At 59.7% G+C, this 19078-nt stretch carries 18 protein-coding genes; 7 read left to right on the forward strand and 11 right to left on the reverse strand.

Annotated features, from left to right (window positions below):
• Positions 1-15: 15 nt before the first annotated feature.
• Together AC6I1V_RS13170 and AC6I1V_RS13175 are read left to right on the forward strand one after the other, a co-directional pair.
• Entirely contained in the window at positions 16-207 is a 192-nt protein-coding gene (locus AC6I1V_RS13170; RefSeq protein ID WP_486853722.1) for a hypothetical protein, read from the forward strand.
• A gap of 27 nt (positions 208-234) precedes the next feature.
• Positions 235-426 (forward strand): hypothetical protein, encoded by a 192-nt coding sequence (locus AC6I1V_RS13175; RefSeq protein WP_486853721.1) that lies wholly within the window; start codon positions 235-237, stop codon positions 424-426.
• 535 nt (positions 427-961) lie between these two features.
• On the opposite strand, the gene AC6I1V_RS13180 is transcribed toward AC6I1V_RS13175, so the two are convergent.
• From AC6I1V_RS13180 to AC6I1V_RS13200, 5 genes are all read right to left on the reverse strand, one after another.
• Positions 962-2602 (reverse strand): amidohydrolase, encoded by a 1641-nt coding sequence (locus AC6I1V_RS13180; protein WP_486853720.1) that lies wholly within the window; start codon positions 2600-2602, stop codon positions 962-964.
• A gap of 25 nt (positions 2603-2627) precedes the next feature.
• Positions 2628-4118, reverse strand: a complete 1491-nt coding sequence (locus tag AC6I1V_RS13185; RefSeq protein ID WP_302553075.1) for a tripartite tricarboxylate transporter permease — start codon at positions 4116-4118, stop codon at positions 2628-2630.
• A 15-nt stretch (positions 4119-4133) separates the two neighbouring features.
• Positions 4134-4613 carry a tripartite tricarboxylate transporter TctB family protein gene (locus AC6I1V_RS13190; RefSeq protein WP_302553074.1) on the reverse strand — a complete coding sequence of 160 codons (480 nt, stop codon included), beginning with the start codon at positions 4611-4613 and terminating at the stop codon, positions 4134-4136.
• 62 nt (positions 4614-4675) lie between these two features.
• Entirely contained in the window at positions 4676-5674 is a 999-nt protein-coding gene (locus AC6I1V_RS13195; protein ID WP_486853719.1) for a tripartite tricarboxylate transporter substrate binding protein, read from the reverse strand.
• Between the two features lie 462 nt (positions 5675-6136).
• On the reverse strand, positions 6137-8101 hold the full coding sequence (locus AC6I1V_RS13200) for a sigma 54-interacting transcriptional regulator (protein WP_486853718.1): 1965 nt from the start codon (positions 8099-8101) through the stop codon (positions 6137-6139).
• 132 nt (positions 8102-8233) lie between these two features.
• Between AC6I1V_RS13200 and AC6I1V_RS13205 the strand changes: the two genes are divergently transcribed.
• Together AC6I1V_RS13205 and AC6I1V_RS13210 are read left to right on the forward strand one after the other, a co-directional pair.
• Positions 8234-9268 carry an ABC transporter substrate-binding protein gene (locus AC6I1V_RS13205; RefSeq protein ID WP_486853717.1) on the forward strand — a complete coding sequence of 345 codons (1035 nt, stop codon included), beginning with the start codon at positions 8234-8236 and terminating at the stop codon, positions 9266-9268.
• A 491-nt stretch (positions 9269-9759) separates the two neighbouring features.
• Positions 9760-10179 (forward strand): PaaI family thioesterase, encoded by a 420-nt coding sequence (locus AC6I1V_RS13210; RefSeq protein WP_486853716.1) that lies wholly within the window; start codon positions 9760-9762, stop codon positions 10177-10179.
• A 130-nt stretch (positions 10180-10309) separates the two neighbouring features.
• On the opposite strand, the gene AC6I1V_RS13215 is transcribed toward AC6I1V_RS13210, so the two are convergent.
• The 6 genes from AC6I1V_RS13215 to AC6I1V_RS13240 form a co-directional block, all read right to left on the reverse strand.
• A complete protein-coding gene (locus tag AC6I1V_RS13215; protein ID WP_287546143.1) occupies positions 10310-11194 on the reverse strand; it encodes an ABC transporter ATP-binding protein in 885 nt (294 codons plus the stop codon).
• 12 nt (positions 11195-11206) lie between these two features.
• A complete protein-coding gene (locus AC6I1V_RS13220; RefSeq protein ID WP_486853715.1) occupies positions 11207-11983 on the reverse strand; it encodes an ABC transporter permease in 777 nt (258 codons plus the stop codon).
• A gap of 14 nt (positions 11984-11997) precedes the next feature.
• Entirely contained in the window at positions 11998-12834 is an 837-nt protein-coding gene (locus AC6I1V_RS13225) for an ABC transporter ATP-binding protein (RefSeq protein WP_009379703.1), read from the reverse strand.
• Positions 12831-13700, reverse strand: coding sequence for an ABC transporter permease (locus AC6I1V_RS13230; RefSeq protein ID WP_486853714.1), 870 nt, complete (start codon positions 13698-13700; stop codon positions 12831-12833). Before AC6I1V_RS13230 ends, AC6I1V_RS13225 begins: the two co-directional genes overlap by 4 nt.
• Positions 13701-13845: 145 nt before the next feature.
• Positions 13846-14958, reverse strand: a complete 1113-nt coding sequence (locus tag AC6I1V_RS13235) for an ABC transporter substrate-binding protein (protein ID WP_486853713.1) — start codon at positions 14956-14958, stop codon at positions 13846-13848.
• 228 nt (positions 14959-15186) lie between these two features.
• Positions 15187-15582, reverse strand: coding sequence for a hypothetical protein (locus tag AC6I1V_RS13240; protein ID WP_302553059.1), 396 nt, complete (start codon positions 15580-15582; stop codon positions 15187-15189).
• A gap of 1220 nt (positions 15583-16802) precedes the next feature.
• Here AC6I1V_RS13240 and AC6I1V_RS13245 point away from each other — a divergent pair.
• From AC6I1V_RS13245 to AC6I1V_RS13255, 3 genes are all read left to right on the forward strand, one after another.
• Positions 16803-17771, forward strand: a complete 969-nt coding sequence (locus AC6I1V_RS13245; RefSeq protein ID WP_486853712.1) for an alpha/beta hydrolase — start codon at positions 16803-16805, stop codon at positions 17769-17771.
• Positions 17772-17972: 201 nt separating this feature from the next.
• Complete coding sequence (locus AC6I1V_RS13250; protein WP_302554593.1) at positions 17973-18182, forward strand: serine acetyltransferase; 210 nt, start codon at positions 17973-17975, stop codon at positions 18180-18182.
• A gap of 534 nt (positions 18183-18716) precedes the next feature.
• A complete protein-coding gene (locus tag AC6I1V_RS13255; protein WP_486853711.1) occupies positions 18717-19007 on the forward strand; it encodes a hypothetical protein in 291 nt (96 codons plus the stop codon).
• Positions 19008-19078: the final 71 nt, after the last annotated feature.

A 19078-nucleotide genomic window follows, 5' to 3' on the forward strand; every position in this document is an offset into this window, starting at 1 on the left:
TCATAGAAAGCGGGATTGCCTGAGCCGGATTTCCGCCTGCGCCTCATCGATGCTGGGCGGCTGGAATTGCATGTCCTTCCTGAGCCCGCCCTTGCCCCCGGCCTGTGCGTCGAGCTGGCCCGCCGTATTGCCGAAGCCGCTCCCCAGCTTCCGCCTCTCCGCGTGGTCAGGGTGGAAACGCTTTCCGGCTTTTTCGACAGGGCCTGAATTTTTGGCTGTGTCATAGACGCGGGATTGCCTGAGCCGGATTTCTGCCTGCACCTCGTTGATGCGGGGCGGCTGGAATTGCATGTCCTGCCTGATCCCGCCCTTTCCCCCGGCCTGTGCGTCGAGCTGGCCCGCCGCATTGCCGAAGCCGCTCCCCAGCTCCCGCCTCCCCACGTGGTCAGGGTGGAAACGCTTTCCGGCTTTTTCGACAGGGCTTGAATTTTTGGCTGTGTCATAGAAAATGGTTGATGCTTTTTCCTTAAAGTTCCAAAGGAATAGCCAACAAAAGCCTTAGCCATAGATTCCGCCAACGGAAAAACCAGATAAAAAAGCCGTATTTTTACCGTACTGTATTGATAAGACAAGCAAATACTATGACAGGGCCTGAATTTTTTCCTGCCGTATTTTTAGAAGGCTGTGCCCTAGGCCGTGTCGCCGTTTGATATATAACTATTTGAAATAATTAAAAAATATTTTTTGAGCTTGAAAAAGAGTTTAATAGTTTCAATCTGCGCTTCCTCAAAGGCGTTGAGGATGCCTTCAATGCCCGCGTCGCCGTTGCCGTGGATGGCGACCTGAGATTATATCTAACAGAAGAACGCCCGCTCGGATTGGCTGAGCGGGCGTTCTTCTGTGGAGGTCGGTTCCTTCGGCTGTCGCCCGGAGGAATGGGCGAACGGGGGGTGCCTTGGGAACCGCACGCCGGGCAGGGAAGAGGGAGCACCCTTTGCCCGGCGCGCCGGAAATGGGGAAATTACAGGGAACCGTAGACGAGCCGGTTGCCCACGAGGGTCGCCAGAACCGGGATGTCCCTGATGCGTTCGGGCGCGATTTCAAGCGGGTTTTCACCGAGGATGACCATATCGGCGAGCTTGCCGGGTTCGAGGCTTCCCTTCATGCGTTCCTCATGGAACTGGTAGGCGCCCCAGATGGTGACGCTTTTCAGGGCGTCCAGCACGGAAACGGCCTGATCCCCGCCGAGCACCTTGCCGCTGCCGGTGAGCCGGTTGACCGCCGACCAGACGGAGAGCAGCGGGTCCATAGGCGTGACGGCGGTGTCGTTGTGGGAAGTGAAGGGGATGCCGCGTTTCAAGGCGCTCCGCAGCGGATCGATGCGGGATGCGCGGGCTTCCCCAAGGAAGATGTCCCGGTGGCGGTCGCCCCAGTAATAGGTGTGCACGGTGAAGAAGGACGGAACCACGCCGAGCCGTTCGATGCGGTCGAGCTGATCCTCGCGGACTGTCTGGCAATGGATGATGATGTGCCGCGCGTTGGCACGGGGGTATGCCTTCTGCGCTTCCTCAAAGGCGTTGAGGATGTCTTCGATGCCCGCGTCGCCGTTGCCGTGGATGGCGACCTGCCAGCCCTCTTCGTGGTAGCGGGTGACGATGTTGGCGAGTTCACGGGGGTTGTAGATGGGATACCCGCGCCATGAGCCGTCGGCTATGGCGTCCGGCAGCGAATGGTAGGGGTTGCTCAGATAGCCGGTGTACCCTTGGAGGCTCCCGTCCTGAAACAGTTTCACAGCGCCCATGCTGAGCAGGCCGTCCTTGGTCAGGGGCGTGCCGCATTGCACGGTGGGGGCCAGCGAGAAGTCGAACCAGCCGTGCTTGGGCAGCAGTTGGACGCGGTTTTTGAGCATCCCGCGCTTGTGGGCGGTCATGTAGTTCTTCCACATATCCGTGGTGACGCCGCCGTCGTGGGCCGTCGTCACGCCCTTGGCGACGTAGTCGTTGGTAGCCCGTTCCACGGCGCCGAGCCATTTTTCTTCGGTCATCTGCGGGGAGGCCGCCAGAACCATCTCCATTGCGGCGGGTTCCTCCACCAGCCCGGTGAGGCGGCCGTTCCCGTCATGCCGGAACACGCCGCCCGACGGGTTCAGCGTTTCATCCGTGATCCCGGCTGCCTCGAACGCCTTGCTGTTGCACAGGGCCAGATGCCCGGAGATGTGGCGCAGGAACAGCGGGTGATCCGGGGCCATCGCGTCCAGTTCGGCAAGCGTGAAATGCCGCGCTTCGGCAACGGCGGTGTCGTCATACCCCGCGCAGAGCAGCCATTCCCCGGCGGGCATACCCGAAAGGGCCTCCCGCACCTTGCGGCGGATGTCGCCGTGCGTCCTGACGTCCCCGATGGGGTGGGAATTCACGTCAAGATAGTATTTGTTGTACATGCCCGCGCGCATAAAGTGGCTGTGGCAGTCGTAGAAGCCCGGCATCATGAACCGCCCGCCGAGATCGGTGATGCGGGTTTCCGGGCCCTGGAACGGGGCCACTTCGGTTTCCGATCCCACGGCAAGGATGGTTTCGCCGGATACGGCAAGGCAGGAAACGATGGAACAGCGGGAATCCATCGTCAGGATGGCGCCGTTTTTGTAGATGTGGGTCGCTTGTTGCATGGCTGGCCTCATGGGGGTTGCGGGATCAGGCTGCGCCGGCGGCGCGGTGCTTCTTCCATTCCTTCCAGAGCAGGTTACACAGGATGAAGAGGCTGATGGCGAGGAACGCCGCGCAGACCGGACGGGTGAAGAACACGGAGAAATCCTGATTGGAGATGCTGAGCGCCCTGCGGAAGTTGGTTTCGATGATGCCGGAGAGGATCATGGCGAGGAGCAGGGGGGCGAGCGGGAAACGCGCCTTGGTCATGATATAGCCGAGCAGCCCGAAACCGGCCATGACGGCGAGGTCGAAGTTGGAGTTGTTCAGGGCGTAGCCGCCCACCACGCACAGGGTGGTGACGAGGGGCATGAGGATGCCGCCGGGGATGAGCACGATCTTGGCGAACAGGCGTACCGCGTAATACCCCAGAAGCAGCATGAAGACGTTGGAGACGAACAGGGCGATGAAAATGCTGTAGACGAGCGTGCCTTGTTCTTGGAACAGCAGCGGGCCGGGGGTCATGCCCTGAATCATGAGCGCGCCGAGCATGATCGCCGTGACCACGTCGCCGGGCACGCCGAGGGTCAGCAGGGGGATGAGCGCGCCGCCGGTGACGGCGTTGTTGGCGGATTCCGTAGCCGCGATGCCCTCAATGGAGCCCTTGCCGAAAAGTTCGGGGTGCTTTGAATGGCGCTTGGTTTCGCTGTAGGCCGCGAATGAGGCCGTGCCTGAGCCAGTGGCCGGGACGATGCCGATGAACGTGCCGATGATCGAGCCGCGGAGCAGGGCGGCCCGGTTTGTCCAGATTTCGGAAAGGGGCATGCGCTTGCGCGAGATTTCGGCAGTGGAGAGCTTGCGGCCCATGAACACGTCTTCAACCGTGATCAGCACCTGCGACAGGGCGTACAGGCCCACGAGCGCCGGGACGAGGGATACGCCGTTGATGAGGTCGGGCGAGTCGAAGGTCATGCGCAGGTTGCCGGAAAGCGGATCCATGCCGATCATGGAGATGAGCATGCCGAGCAGCGCCGCGATGCAGCCCTTGAGCAGCGCGCCTTCGGACAGCGTCGCCACGATGGTCAGGCCGAAGATGCCGAGGGAGAAATATTCCGGGGCGCTGAAGTCGAGGGCGAAGTGGGCGAGCTGGGGGGCGACCGTGGCCAGCACAAGGCAGGAGAAGACGCCGCCGATGAAGGAGGCGATGGTGGTCATTTCGAGCGCCTTGAGCGATTCCCCGCGGGCGGTGAACTGCGGCCCTTCGAGCATGGTCGCGGCGGCGGCCGCCGTGCCCGGCGTGCCGACGAGGATGGCGGTGATGCTGCCCGCGTAGATCGCGCCGCAGTACATGCCGAGCAGGGAGGAAAAGGCGATGACGGGGGAGAAGCCGAAGGTCAGGGGGATGAGCAGGGCCACGCCCATGACGGCGGTGAGGCCGGGCAGCGCGCCGAAGACGATGCCGAGCGCCACGCCGATGAAGTTGGCGACGAGGGCTTCCAGACTACAGGCCGAACTGAGGGCTGTCATGAACATATCCATAGGGTACCGCCTTTTTTAGGGAAGGGGGACTTTAAAGAAGATGGCGAACACGGCATACAGGAAGGCTGATATCCCTGCGGAGATAAGAAGGATGTAGAAGGGATTGCGGTATCCGGTCAGCACCTGCGCCCCGGAGAGGAAAACCAGCGTGGAGATGACGAAGCCCGTGCCTTCGGGCCACTCGGCGTCGTAGGCGTATTCCCCAAGGAAAATGAACCCGATGACATAGATGAGGATCCACGCGGCCATCATTCCGATTTTGACGGCGAGCTTCCTTTCAGGCCAACAGGCCGCGCTTTCATCCTTGCCCAAGACCGCCCTTGCCACGAGGACAAGCGAGAGCAGGGCCAGGGCGATCGTGACGCCCGTCGGGAACGAACCCGCCGAAAAGAAGTCGAGCGCCGCAGGTTCCGGGATCAAGTGTATCTGGTATCCCATGACGCAGCAGAAGGCGAGCAGCGCCAAGCCGATAAAGAAATCCGTCTTGTTTTTCATGAAGCGACCCCTCGTCGTGAAAAGGAAGGGCGGGGCGCACCCGCGCTCCGCCCCGGTATCCGTTAGTCAAGCGACTTGCGCCCGGCCAGCACTTCGTCGGCGAGATCCGAGGACGACTGGATGAGCTCTCCGAATTCCTTGGCGGGGAGATACCCGGCATCAAGGCCGATCTTGTTGAACTTTTCGATGACGTCGGGGTCCTTCATGGCCTTTTCGATGAGGGGTTCGAGCGCGGCGATGCGATCGTCCTTGACCTTGTTGGACACGATGAGGCCATGCCACGCGCCGAGATCGATCCACTTTTCGTCCGCGGGGGTCATCTTGTCGGCGTACAGCTCGCGGAAGGTGGGCGTATTGGGGAGATCGGCGCGGCGTTCCTTGCGGGAGATGGCGATGACGTTGAAGTCGCCGGAGTTGGCATAAGGCAGGATGTTGGCCGGGACCTGGAAACCGGCGGTGATGTGCTTGCCGAGCAGGGCGGTGCTCACTTCATGGCCGCTGGTATAGGCGGTGTGGCGGATCTTGAAGTCGCCGTGGAAGCGGTCGGTCAGCTTGGTCATGTACAGACGCTGCGTGGAGATGGAACCGGTGGTTCCGTAGACGGTTCCGTCAGGATCCTTTTCGGCGGTCTGGAGGAATTTTTCCCACGTGTCGATGCCGGAGCTCTTGTGGGTGCTCAGCACGCATTCCATGCTGGCGATGTGGGCGACGGGCTTGATGTTCTTGAGGGTATAGCCCACGTTGGTCAGCTTGGGGGTGGTGGCGAGGGCGCTGAAGCCGGGGAAGGCGAGGGTGTAGCCGTCGGGACGGGCGCGGAGCATTTCGTTGATGCCGATGGCCTGTGCGCCGCCGGGCTTGTTCACGACGTTGATGGTGATGTTGTAGTGCTGCTGGAAGTAGTCGGCGAGGATGCGGGCCGCGATGTCCACGCCCCCTCCGGGGCCGAAGGGCACGATGATGTTGATGGGCTTGTCGTACGGGTATTCGGCCCGGGCATCCGTGTTGCCGCCGATGAACAGGGAACAGGCGATGAGCAACGAGGCGATGATGCTTTTCTTCATGGCAACTCCATCCTTCTGATTGTGTAGGGGGGCATGGGCAGCGGGCTGCCCCTTCCAGCGCGCCGACGGCATCGTGCCGAAAGGCTTTTAGGATGATTATATCAAGAAATATGCCAGCCCATTTGAAGGGGAATCGCCGTTTAAAGGTAGACGGAAAGGAAAGGCTCTGTTATGGTTTGCGGTTGTTTTATATCCGCAATGCTATGAAAATACAGCCTTTTTCTCATGTTTTCCCCTTGGCGGGATCCATGAATAAGGCATTTTGCTTGTGGGGCTTCTTTCCGGGCTCCTCGGCGTCGGCGGGAGCCACGGCTAAGGCATTTTGCCGGTTATCCCTTTGGAGCTTCAGGGAAAAAAGCATCAACCATTTTCCATAACACAGCCAAAGGAAAAAGGGCGGCATCATCCGTAACAAAAGCGTTACGCGATACCACCCTTGTTGTCTTTTTTGTATCAATATTGTTACTCGGTGCGTTCCTCCGTATTCGCTTCCGCAATGCCTTGGAGCTTGCGCCACAACGTCATCCGGCTGATGCCGAGGATATGGGCCGCCTTGCCCATATCCCCCCCGCACCGGGCGACGGCCTGACGGATGAACCTGGCCTCTTCCCGCGCCATATGGCTCCTGAGGGTGGGGGGCGGCGAATCGGGCTCTTCGGCGGGGCTCGGCGTCATGGGGTGATCCTCAAGGGGCGGATCTTCCCATAGGGACAAAAGCAATTGTTCCCAGTCGGTTACTTCGGCCATGTGGTTGGCGACGATGGCCATGCGCTCCATGAGGCTGAGCAGCTCGCGGATGTTGCCGGGCCAAGGATGGCGCAGCAGGGGCCGCTCAAGCTGGGAAACGAGCAGGCTTTCCGCAGGCGGCTCGTCGAGGAGTCCCCTCAGATGGGAAACGGCGAGATCCACAATGTCTTCAAGGCGTTCCCGTAGCGGCGGGAGGCGCAGGGAAAGGACGTTGAGGCGGTAAAAGAGGTCTGCCCGGAACCGTTCCTGAGCCACGAGCTGGCGGAGATCCTGATGGGTGGCGCACAGGACGCGCACGTCGAGGGGGATCACCTGCGTCCCGCCCACGCGGACAAGCTCCCGCTCCTGAAGCACGCGCAGCAGCCGCCCCTGAAGGGTGAGCGGCAAATCCCCGATTTCGTCGAGGAACAGGGTTCCGGTGTGGGCGAGCTCGAACATGCCCGCCTTGCCCTGCCGCCTCGCGCCGGTAAACGCGCCTTCCTCATAGCCGAAAAGCTCGCTTTCCAGCAGCCCTTCGGGGATGGCGGCACAGTTCACGGCCACGAAAGGCTTGTCCTTGCGCAGGCTGGCGGCGTGGATGCTCTGGGCGAACAGCTCCTTGCCCGTGCCGGATTCCCCGCAGATGAGCAGGTTGGCGTCCGTGGAGGCGTAGAGTACGCCGAGTTCTTTGAGATGCCGCACGTGCGGGGAGCGGGTACGGATGTCCCCAAACGAGTAGCGCGTGGTAAACCCTTTTGATTTGAGTTTGTTGCGGAGCTTTGCCTCCGCTTTGTAGATGCGCCGGGCGTCGGAGATGGAACAGACCGTCCCCACGTTCTGCCCTTGGAAAAGGATGGGCACGCGGTTGATGACGAGGGTGTTCCCCCGGATGTCATGGACGCGCCCGTGCTCCGCCTTGTCGCCCGCCAGCGTATCAGGGGAAAAGACGCCGGGCATGACGGTTCGGATATGTTTGCCGAGGGCTTCTTTTTTCGCACAGTTGAGGAGGGATTCCGCCGATGGGGTGATCAGGTTCACCTCGCCCTGCGCATCGTACACCACGATCCCCTCGTCAATGGCGTCGAGGATGGCGCCGAAGCGTGCGGTGCGCTTGCGCTCGGCCCGGCGTGCGCGGGCGACGTTGACCGCTTCGAGGAGCGTCCGCCTGGCGGATATTTCTCCGTCGATGATCTCAAGCGTGGGGAACCCCGCTGCGGTGGCCCATTGGCACACGAGCGTCCCGCGCGCGACGAAAAGCTCCACGTCGGCGGGGTTCAACTGGATGAGCCTGAGGTGCATCTCGTTTTTGGAGCCGTAGAGGTGTTCCGTAATGCGCATCCCAAGGGCTTTTTCCACGCTGGAAAGACCGGGCAGCGGGGTGGAATAGCGGAAGAACGCGACGTTGCGGACATGCCCCGCATAGGGCTGGAGCGCCTGCAGGAGATCCCATGCGGAGAAGTCGATGGGCACGACGGGGATGGAGGAATGTTGTTTGGCGACGTCCACGGTCACGCCGCGGCTGAGGACGACGTCGCAGGTATCCGGGGAGAGGCGTTCCGCCGCTTCGATGGCATCGTCGAAGGCCAGATCGATGAATTTGATGCGGCAGCGCAGATCCTTGGCGACCTGTCTGAAAACCCGTGCATCAAGGCCCTTGTAGGGCGCGATAACCGTCATTTGGAATTCATACTGTGGGAGCATGTACTTTCCCCGTGCGGCCTGCCGCTGTTCCCCTGCATCGGGGAATGAAGGAACAGGAACGCTTTTTGCTTACGGACGGGCAGCATCCGGGCCGGGGCCCGGTTTACAACATTCAACCCAAAGGAACCTATTATGCGATTCAAGACACTGTTTGCAGTATGCGCGCTTTTCGGCAGCCTGTTTCAGTCGTCGCCCTCCTTGTCCGAAACCCTCCGTACGGCATGGCTCGGCGAGCACGAGGCGTTTCTGACATGGTACGCAAAGGAAAAAGGCTGGGACAAGGAAGCCGGATTGGACATCGTCATGCTTCGGTTCGATTCCGGCAAGAGCCTCATCGAAAACGTCAGGGCCTATGACTGGGCCATTGCCGGTTGCGGGGCCGTCCCCGCCATGCAGGCCACCATGAGCGATCAGGTGGAAGTGATTGCCATCGCCAACGACGAATCTTCGGCCAACATGATCCTGACCCGCCCCGAAAGCCCCATCCTTGCGGAGAAGGGATTCAATCCCGATTTTCCGAATGTCTTCGGGACGCCCGAATCCGTCAAGGGCAAGCTCATCCTGTGCCCCAAAAAAACATCGGCCCGCTACCTGCTCGACAAATGGCTCGCCGCGCTTGGGCTTGAGGAGAAGGACGTCAAGATCGAGGAATTGGAACCGACGCCCGCCCTCGGCGCGTTCAAGAGCGGGTATGGCGACATCCTCGCCGTCTGGTCGCCGTTCACCCGCGAAGCCGAGGCGCTTGGGTTCAAGGCTGCGGCGCGTTCACAGGATTGCGGCGCGACGCAGCCCGTGCTCCTCGTGGCGGATCGCGCGTTCACGGAAAAGAACCCGGATGCCGTGCGTGCGTTTTTGAAAGTGTACCTGCGGGTTGTGGATGAGATCAAGGCACAGGGCCCGGAAACGTTGGCTCCCGCCTATGTCCGCTTTGCGGAGGCATGGATGGGCAAAAAGTTTTCCGAGGCCGATGCCGTTGCCGAGCTGCGGGATCACCCCGTATTTTCGCTGGAAGAACAGATTGTTCTGTTCGGGGAAGATGGGAAAAGCCCGTTGAAGGCATGGCTGGCCGAGATCGCTGCCTTTTCCGAGAAGATGAACCCGGACACGGCGCACCGCCACGCCACGCCTGAGGCCGTTACGGGCAGTTTCCTCAGGTCGCTCAAGTAGGCGGCAAGGGGATATTTGCCTTTTCGATGATTTTATAAAAATCATTTTAAATTTCATATGGTTGAATACAAACTTCATTGAAAGCGCGAATGTTCCGCGGCAAGGCGTGGAGGCCCCTGCGGGGGCTTCCAACGCGGCGTTTGCAGCACCCCCCTTTTCATCCGGGAATGAGGGGAAACGGCGGCCAACCGTGCGGAATTCCTGATTCCTCCCGGCGAGGCATTGCCGGCCGGAATAGCCGCACAAGAAGGCTTCCCTCCGATGTTGGCGGGAGGCCTTTTTGCGTGGCGTTTTCCCCTTTGGGGAGGGGCGCGCCGTCCCTGGGGCGGGGCAGGAAGCAAATGAAGGGGGCGCGCGGGGCTGGCGTTTTCAAAGAAAAAATGTTCGTATGCTGACGGTTGCGGATGCGCCCGAAGGGGCGAGCCGTAGCCCTGCGAACAACGCTTTCCGGCGCCCCGCGAAGGCCGCCGCACACGCATCAGGAGGGCAGGATGCCGTCTTACGAAGAAGTCCGTTACCATTTCAACCATTATGATCCGTTCGCCCGGCACATGGGGATTGAGCTCCTCGAAGTCGGGCCTGAGCATGGCGTGGCGATCATGCCGCTGGACGAGCGCCACCGCAACGGCATGGGCCACGCGCACGGCGGGGCCATTTTCGCGCTGGTGGACATGACGTTCGCCACGGTTTCCAACGCCGCCGGGCTTTACTGCGTCAACGCCCAGACGAACATTTCCTATCTCGAACCGGGGCGCATCGGCCCCCTGCGCGGCGAAGCCCGCAAGATCCGCTCAGGCCGGAATCTGGGGACCTACGACGTCCGCATCACCGATTCGGACGGGACGCTGGTGGCCATCGCCACCGTTACCGGATTTATGACCAAATACCCCATTCAGCCGAAAGACGCGTAGCGCCACATAGGGTGCGCCGACACGGAGCAGCCCGTTCCCGAGCATGTGGGACGGGTTTTGTCGTGTCTGGCCTCCAGAAATGAAAAAGGCGGGGATTCCCCGCCTTTTTCGGTTTGGCCGCCGTTGCGCGTTACTTGTGGTCTCCCATGCGCGGCTGGGCCTGATCCTGCCCGAGCTGGGAGTAGGCTTCGAGAAAATCCGCCGCGTTGACCGCTCCCGTGGCGAAGGACTTCATGGCTTCGTCGTGCAGCAGTTCCAGGACTTCACGCTTGATGTCCACGTATTCGGGCATGGCCATCATGTCGAAGGTGCGCGGGCGGGGCAGGTTGACGTCCATGACCTTCTTGACCTGACAAGGCTGGTTCGTCAGCACGACCAGACGGTCGGCGAGGAAAATGCCTTCCTCCAGCTCGGAGGTGACGAACAGGTTGGTCCCCCGGTGCTCCTCAAAAAGGCGCACGTAGTATTCCTGCATGAGGGCGCGGGTCATGGCGTCCAGACCGCGGAAGGGCTCGTCCATCATCATGACCTTCGGCTGGTTGATCATGGCACGGACCAGTTCGGCGCGGCGCTGCATACCGCCGGAGAGCTGCGAGGGGTACTTGCTGCGGAAATCCTCGAGGCCGACCATTTCCAGCAGCTTCATGGTCGTGTTTTCGAGGTCCTTGCCGCTCAGCTCGCCGCGCACGCGGGGGCCGTAGCTGACGTTTTCGAACACGGTCATCCACGGGAACAGCGCGGTTTCCTGAAACACGACCAGACGGTCGGGGCCGGGGCCGGAGACTTTTTCCCCGTCGATGAGGATGCTGCCCGCGTCGGGCGTCTCATAGCCCGCCAGCATGTTGATAAGCGCCGACTTGCCGCAGCCCGACGGCCCGATGAGGACGGTGAGCTTGCTTTTTTCCAGCGTGAAGGAGCAATCCTTGATGACTTCCTTGTGCAGGGGGCCGATGCCGTAGCCCTTGCAGAGGTTGGCGACCTGCATTTCGCCGTATCCCATACTGATGTCGCTCATGGTCGCCTCTCCTTAGAAGGTACGCAGCCACGGGGTCATGCGAGTGCCCGCGAAGCGGATAATGGCCGAACAAACGTATCCGGCGATGCCGATGCTCATCATGCCGATGATGATGACCGGGAATTCGCCCGCAACGTAGGCGCTCCACGTCAGGTAGCCGAGGCCGGTACGGCTGGCGATCATTTCGGCGGCGACCACGACGGCCCACGTCACACCCATGCCGACGGTCATGCCGACGACGATGCTCGGAAGGCTGCCGGGGAGCAGGATGTGCCAGAACATGTCGGAACGCGAGGAACCGAGGGAACGGGCGGCCCGCAGGTAGCGGGCGTCGATGCTGCGCACGCCGTCCACGATGTTGATCACGACGATGAAGAACGCCCCGAGGAAGGTCACGAAGACCATGCTCATTTCAGGGGTGGGCCAGAAGATGACCGCGACCGGAACCCACGCCAGCGGCGGAACCGGGCGCATGATTTCGAACACAGGATAGATGAGGTTGTGCGCCGTCTTGCTGGCCCCGAGGAGCAGGCCCAGCGGGATGCCGATGACCTGCGCGAGGACGAAGCCGCCCACGATGCGCATCATGCTGTCGCGCCACGAGATCCAGTAGAAGGCGTCGGTAAGCTGCTTGCCCATGGAGCCGATGACGGACGAGGGCGCGGGGACGTTGCCGATGATCGGCACGTGCAGGCGGGTGCAGATTTCCCAAACGATGGTGAACACGATGATGGAGATGATGCCGCGCCACGCGGTTGCGCTGCACAGGCTCTTTTTGATCGACGACATGGTGTCTCCTTCGGTTACATTTCCCGTTCGCCGGCCTTGAAGGCCTTGAGGGCTTCCTCATGGACGGCGGAGATGCATTCTTCCTTCAGCCGCGTGTAGGTCGGCGAGGACAGCACGCGGAAGTCGCGGGGGCGGGGGATGTCCACGTCGAGGATCTTTTTGATGGTCGCGGGGCGGGTGGTCATGATGTAGACCTTGCTCCCGAGGAAGATGGCCTCTTCAAGGTCGTGCGTGATGAAGAACACGGTGGTCTTGCTTCTGTCGTACACCTGAAGAAGGAACTGGTGCACCACGGTCTTGGTCAGGGCGTCCATGGCCCGGAACGGCTCGTCGAGCAGGAGCACGCGGGGGTTGTTCATCATGGCCCGGGCGATTTCCACGCGGCGGCGCATACCTGAGGAGATTTCGCTCGGGTAGTTGTTCTCGATGCCCATGAGGCCCATCTGGCCGAGCATCTCCATGGCCTTGTCCTCCGCCTCTTCCTTGCTCATGACCTTCTGGACAATGGGCCCGAAGGTGACGTTCTCGAGCACGGTGAACCACGGGAACAGCGCGCCGTTCTGGAAGACCACGATGCGGTCGGAGCCGGGCTGCGCCTGCTTGTCGGCGGAGCAGAGCACTTCGCCGTCGAGGAGGATTTCTCCGCTGCTGATGCTGTGGAAGCCCGCGATGGCGTTGAGGAGCGTTGTTTTGCCGCATCCCGAAGGGCCGACGACCACGCAGAACTCGCCGGGGGCGATGTCCATGGTGCAGCGGTCCACGGCGAGGACCTTGGCGCCGTCGGGATCGTATATCTTGCTGACGTTGTTGATCTGGATGTGCCCGCGCGTGGGCGTTTCGTTGCCGCTCATCGTACTTCCTCCCTGACCTTCCACTGCATGAGGCGGTTGCCTATCATACGGATGAGCAAGCTGCTCAACGAGCCGATGACGCCGAGCGTGATCATGGCGATGATGATCACGGGGTACTGCACCAGCATGAACGAGTTCCAGATGAGGTAGCCGAGGCCGTATTCGCCCGCGAGCATTTCGCCCGCGACCAGCGAGAACCATGCGTACCCCATGCTGATCTGGAGGCCGGTGAAGATGAACGGCATGGCGCCGGGCAGGATGACCTTGAAGAACACGTCGCGGGGCCGTGCGCCGAGGGCGCGGGCCGCGCGGAAATAGGATTCGTCGATGGACTCCACGCCGAGCAGCGTGTTGAGCACCGTGGCGAAGTAGGAGCCGAGGAACGTCAGGAACACGATGGACGCCTCACGGCCGGGCCACATCAGGATCGCCAGCGGAACCCATGCCAGCATGGGGATGGGGCGCAGGGTTTCGAGCAGCGGGAAGGAGTAGTCCTTGAACGTCTTGTTCCAGCCCATGAACAGGCCGGTGGGCACGCCGAGGAGCGTGGCGAGCATGAAGGCCTGAAGCACGCGCCAGACGCTGATGCCGATGTGGGCGTAATAGTCGCCGGTATAGATGGAGATCCCGTAGATGGGGTCTTGGGAGATCCACTCTTGGAAGCTGGCCACGGGGCCGGGGAGCTTTTCAAAATAGGGAAGCTGGAAATATTCCGTCGTCAGGTACCAGAAGAGGACGAAGGCCACCAGGCCGAGCGCGTTCAGGTACGGGGTCGGACTCTTCAGCCAGAGTTTCGTATTCGCCAGCGTCACTTCCCAAGCGCTTGGGCCCTTGGTCGTCTGGCGTTGCATGATGGCTTGGCTCATGTGTTTCCCCTTTGGGTTGGGGTTCAGCTTTGGGAAAAGCCCGTTTGAGGCGCAGGGGCCGAGACGCGGCCCTCAGGGGAGGGCCCGCCGCAAACGGTTTTCGTTGCGGTTCCGCCCCGGCGGGGAACGGAACCGCGGGGACCGGCTAGTTCTTGAAGGGGCAGTCGGCCGCCTTGGCGCCCTTGATGACGCCGAGGGCGGCGTCGGGGCTGACGGGAGCGTATCCGGCTTCCTTGAAGACTTCGCGGGCGAGCGAGTCGTCGACGATGCCTTCGGGGAGCTTTTCCATGCTGATGATCTTGGACTTGAAGAGGAAGGGCGCGACTTCAACGATGTTGGCGCGTTCGCGGTCGCCGAAATAGAAGTTCTTCCATTCGCGGACGGGATCGGTGCCGTCGGAGGGGACGAGGCCGTAGATGGAGTACCACAGCACGTTCTTCGGGATGCCGGTGGCGTACTTGGAAACCATGTTGATGACGTTTTCCCAGTTGGCGGGATCGAGCATGTAGCGCTGGGCTTCGAGTTCGGCGCGCAGGTAGCCCTTGGCCACGTCGCGGTGGTTCTTCACGAAGTCGGCGCGCATGTTCAGGATGCCGAGGTCGGGGTTGTCGCAGGCGCTGCCGTCGGCCACGATGCGGGCGGTGCCTTCGCCTACGTCGGTGGCGATGCGGGACAGGGTGGGCTCCCACAGGGAGGCGGCGTCGATCTTGCCGATGCGGAAGTTGGTGGCGATGACTTCGATGGACTGGTTCAGGTATTCGCCCGGCTTCACGTTATACTTTTCAAAGAAGCGGCGGAGGTACTGGTCGGACGCGCTGCCCTTGGGGGCGGCGATGATCTTGCCGTCGAGCCAGCGGGCGACTTCTTCGTTGCCCTTGAATTCGGGGGCGTCCTTGCGGACTACGATGAGCGAGCAGCGGGTGCCCTTGGACATGCCGAGGGCGGCGACCATCTTGATTTCCGCCTGCTTCGGCTTGGAGCAGAGGATGGTGGCGGGCATGACGCTCATGTAGCCGACCTGCGCCTTGTTCGCCAGCATGTTGTTGGCGACGACGGTGCCTTGCAGGGCGGGCTGGAATTCGATTTCCGTACCGGCGGGGGTGTACTTCTTCCAGAGCCCCAGTTCGGCGTTGACGATGGCCTGATAGGAGATGGTGTCGTAGGGCTGGAAGCCGACGACGAACTTTTCCGCCGCGGCGGGGGAGGCGAGCAGGCCGAGGGAGAGCGCGAGCGTTCCGAGAAGAGACGTTATCTTCATGGCTGTTTCCTGTCGTAATGTGTCGCAGTGTGGATGCGGGGGCATCCGGGACGTACCGGGCCCTTCCGCCAGGAGGCCAGCCGAGGCGAGGGCGAAGGCCAAGGGACGGAGGCTTTGCGGGAAAGCCCGTCGGGAGGAGCGGTACATCCGAACCGGAATCGACATAGGAAAGCAAGGCGCGTGGAGGGAACGGCCCCCAAGAGGAGACGAAAGGCCGTTCCCGATCCGCTAGGCGGACGCGGGGGGAGGCAGGGGAAAGGCGACGAGGCCGCGCCATGAGGGGAGAAGGGCCGAGACGGCTTCACTGAGCCGGACAGGACGTTCCGGCTGAAGCATGGGGGAAAGTCCGCTCAGGGCAAAGGGCGGCTGTGAACCGCGAGCCTTTTTATGGAGCGATTTCTCGGCAGGCGCGGGGAGCTCGCCCGGCGGGTCTTTGAGCACAGCGGGCAGCCGGATGTCCTGCAACCCGGCGGAGGGAGCCATTTCCGCATGGGGGGCGGAACGTACATCCAGTTCCTTTTCCGCTGCCGCAAACAACACCCCGCCCGCCGCGAACAGGAGCAACGCGGCGACCTGCACGAACACCGTGCGGAAAAGCGAGAGTCTTTCGGAAGCGTATCGCATACCTCATTCCCTTGTTCAGAAGACGCCTGAACGGTTGGGCTGTATGGGGACTATGGATGCCTGTGTCTCAAAGGACTTTGTTCTTATGGGAACAAAAGAACACGTTTCCCAAGAGGGTGTCAATGCTTTCGGCAGGCATATACAGAGGTTGTGAGCTTCAATACGCTCATTCTGAGAGGTATAAAATCAGTCACTCCGTTTCATCATAAGAGGTATGACAGTATGGATCATCAAACAAATCATATAAATGGAATGAGGTATCTTTTTATATACATTCGACAATAATCATTGATAAAGTGAAAATTTTTTTGAAACGCCGTGCGGACTCCATGAAAAGGAAGGCGGATATTTTATATCCTGCTGGTGATTATGGAAAAATATTTTTGTGAATAAAGGATCGAATGGCGTCCCATATCCGTTTTTCCTGATTTAGCCCGTTTGGGTATATGAAAAATACGGCTTTTGGTACCTGCAAGGTACAACAAGATGGATTGATGACAGAAAATGAAAGTGATTTGAAGAAAAAGGGGCATCGGAACGGGAGCATTGCTTGTGCTGTGTTTTCCGAAGGCTGTGTTATAGAAAAAGGTTGATGCTTTTTTCCTTGAAGCTCCAAAGGGATAACCGGCAAAATGCCTTAGCCGTGGTTCCCGACAAGGGGAAAACCGGAGAAAAAGGCTGTATTTTCACCACACTGTGGGATGAAATAACCGCATACTATGACAGAACATTTTGAAATTATTGAAAACAATCTTTTGTGACTTGAAAAAATAATTAAATAATTTCAATATATTATATACAATTGACGATACAGCCTAGGGCACAGCCTTGTTCAAAAACTCTTTTTGCGAGCATCTCCGTATTTTCATTGGATTAAGGCAGAATAAAGAATAGAGGCTTCCTTTTTATTGAGCGCTTCCTCATCAATAATATGCAAAGCAACAAATGGCGCCACTGACATGCCGTACGGAACGGATATGATCGTTACGTATTGCCAAAGGCAGGAAGCCATGCTTTTGCGGGCAGCATTTTAGCCGTATCGCCTGAAATACCCTATTGTCCGCGAAAAAGAAGCCTTGATCCGCTTCACAGCACGTTTCTCATTGCCGTCTATGCCGCCGGGCACTACCCTGTGCGTAACCATCCGAATGGCATGTCTTTTATTTTTGAGAGGAGGGTTGGACAACGCCTTTTTCATCATTCCTTGCAAGGAGTTTCTTATGCCCGCAGCATCTTCCCGTTCGCCGCATCTGACGCAGGCGACAAAAGCGTTTGTCGACGCCATCATCGCCGAAAACAACCCTCCCTTGTATACCCTTCCGCCCCAAGCCGCCCGGAGGATTCTGGCGGACGCACAGGCCAAACCGATCAGGAAGCTCGCTATGGACATGCATGACGAAGACTTGCCCGTGGGTCCCACAGGCAAGGTTCCGACGCGGTTCATCCGGCCCGAAGGGGCTGGCGGAAAGCTGCCGATAGTCTTTTATTTCCACGGAGGAGGCTGGGTTCTGGGGGACAAGGACACGCATGATCGGCTGGTGCGCGAGCTTTCCAAGGGAGCCAGGGCCGCCGTGGTCTATCCGAACTACACGCCGTCGCCTGAGGCCCAATATCCCGTGCCGCTCGAACAGGCTTATGCCGCCATGCTCCATGTTGTTGAACATGCCGACGCCTACGGCTTGGATCCGGGCCGTATCGCCGTGGCGGGGGACAGCGTGGGCGGCAATATGGCCACGGTGATGGCGCTGCTCGCCAAAGAAAGGAAAGGGCCGGAGATTGCGTTTCAGCTTCTGCTTTATCCGGTAACGGACGCCAACTTTGATACGGAATCGTACCATGATTTTGCCGACGGCCCTTGGCTGACCCGCGAAGCCATGAAGTGGTTCTGGGATGCCTATGCGCCGGATGCGCGCCGCCGCAGCGAGATCACCGCCTGCCCGCTGAGGGCCACGCCGGAACAGCTCGCCGGGCTTCCCCCGGCTATGATCATCACGGCGGAAAACGACGTGCTGCGCGATGAAGGCGAAGCCTACGCCCGCAGGCTGATCGAGGCCGGCGTGCATGTGGCCTGCGTGCGTTACAACAACACGCATCATGATTTCATGATGTTGAACGCCCTTGCAGAGACGGCGCCGACACGCGCTGCCGTGGCTCAGGCCGCCGCCGCGCTCAAGAAGATGCTGCACTGACCCATTCAACAGCCATATCCCCGGCCGGAACCCGCGTCCGCGGAATGGGGCGCCCGCAGCGGAAATGTTGCAGGCGCCTTTCCGCGTATGCCGTCCTTCTCTGGACAGGCATTCCGTTCATAGCTATTTTAAGGGCGGTTACTGCTTCTTCTTTTCCGGGCACTCTCGGACGGAAGAAAGGTCTGATGAGGAGCCGCTTTTATGGTTGAACAAGACGAACTTTTGGAAATGCTTCCCTGTTCCCACTGCAAAAACGAAAAACCCCGTTTGGTTTCGTGCAGGCCCGAAGGCCGGATAGCGGATTTGTGGCGTGTGGAATGTCCCTGCGAGAAGGCCCCGACCCAGTGGTCGGTGTCCAAGACCGCGGCTGTCCGCCTGTGGAACAGGTATATGACCAATATGAAGGAATAGCTTGCCGTTTTCAGATTACAGCGCCTCGGCAGGCTGATTCGCGGGGAAGGTTCCCTACGAATCCGTATCGGCTGTGCGAGGCTTTTATGGCAAGGCTGTGTCAGAGAAATCAGAGAAAATGGCTGATGTCTTTTCCTTGAAACTCCAAAGGAATCGCCAGCAAAATACCTTGGCCATAAATTCCGCCAAAGGGAAAACTGGAAAAAAGGCTGTATTTTTCACCGTGCTGTGGAGATGAAACAACCACATAGTACGAACAGAGCCTATGGCAAAAGATTGATATTCTATTTGGCTGTGTTATAGAAAATGGTTGATGCTTTTTTCCCTGAAGCTCCAAAGGGATAACCGGCAAAATGCCTTATCCGTGGCTCCCGCCAAGGGGAAAACCGGATAAAAAGGCTGTATTTTCACCGTATTGCGGAGATAAAACAACCATAAACTATAACAGAACCTTCTATTTCATGTAATTCAAGGCAGATTTTGAAGGGGGCTTTTCATCGGCGGGCTCGCCAGCAAATCCCTTTGAAAAAGGCAATGAAGTCAATCGGCGTAACATTGCATCAATCAAATGCTATGACAGGGCATTATGCAAGGCTGTGCCGGAGAAAATGGCTGATGCTTTTTTCTTTGAAATTCCAAAGGACTAACCGGCAAAATGCCTTGGTCATAGGTTCCGCCAAGGGGAAAGCCGGAAAAAAGCTGTATGTTGACAGTACCGTTGAGATGAAACGAGCACATGCTATGACAGAGCCTTATGCAAAAATCCCCCGTGACGGGAACGCCACGAGGGATTTTGTTTTTGGGGCTTTCCGCACGGCATCATAGTACATGCCGCATGGCCGCCTCGTCCCCTAACCGCTTTGGAGGGGAGGAAGGAACCGGCCCTTTAGGCGGGC

This window comes from Bilophila sp. T19-St14, from assembly GCF_059728385.1.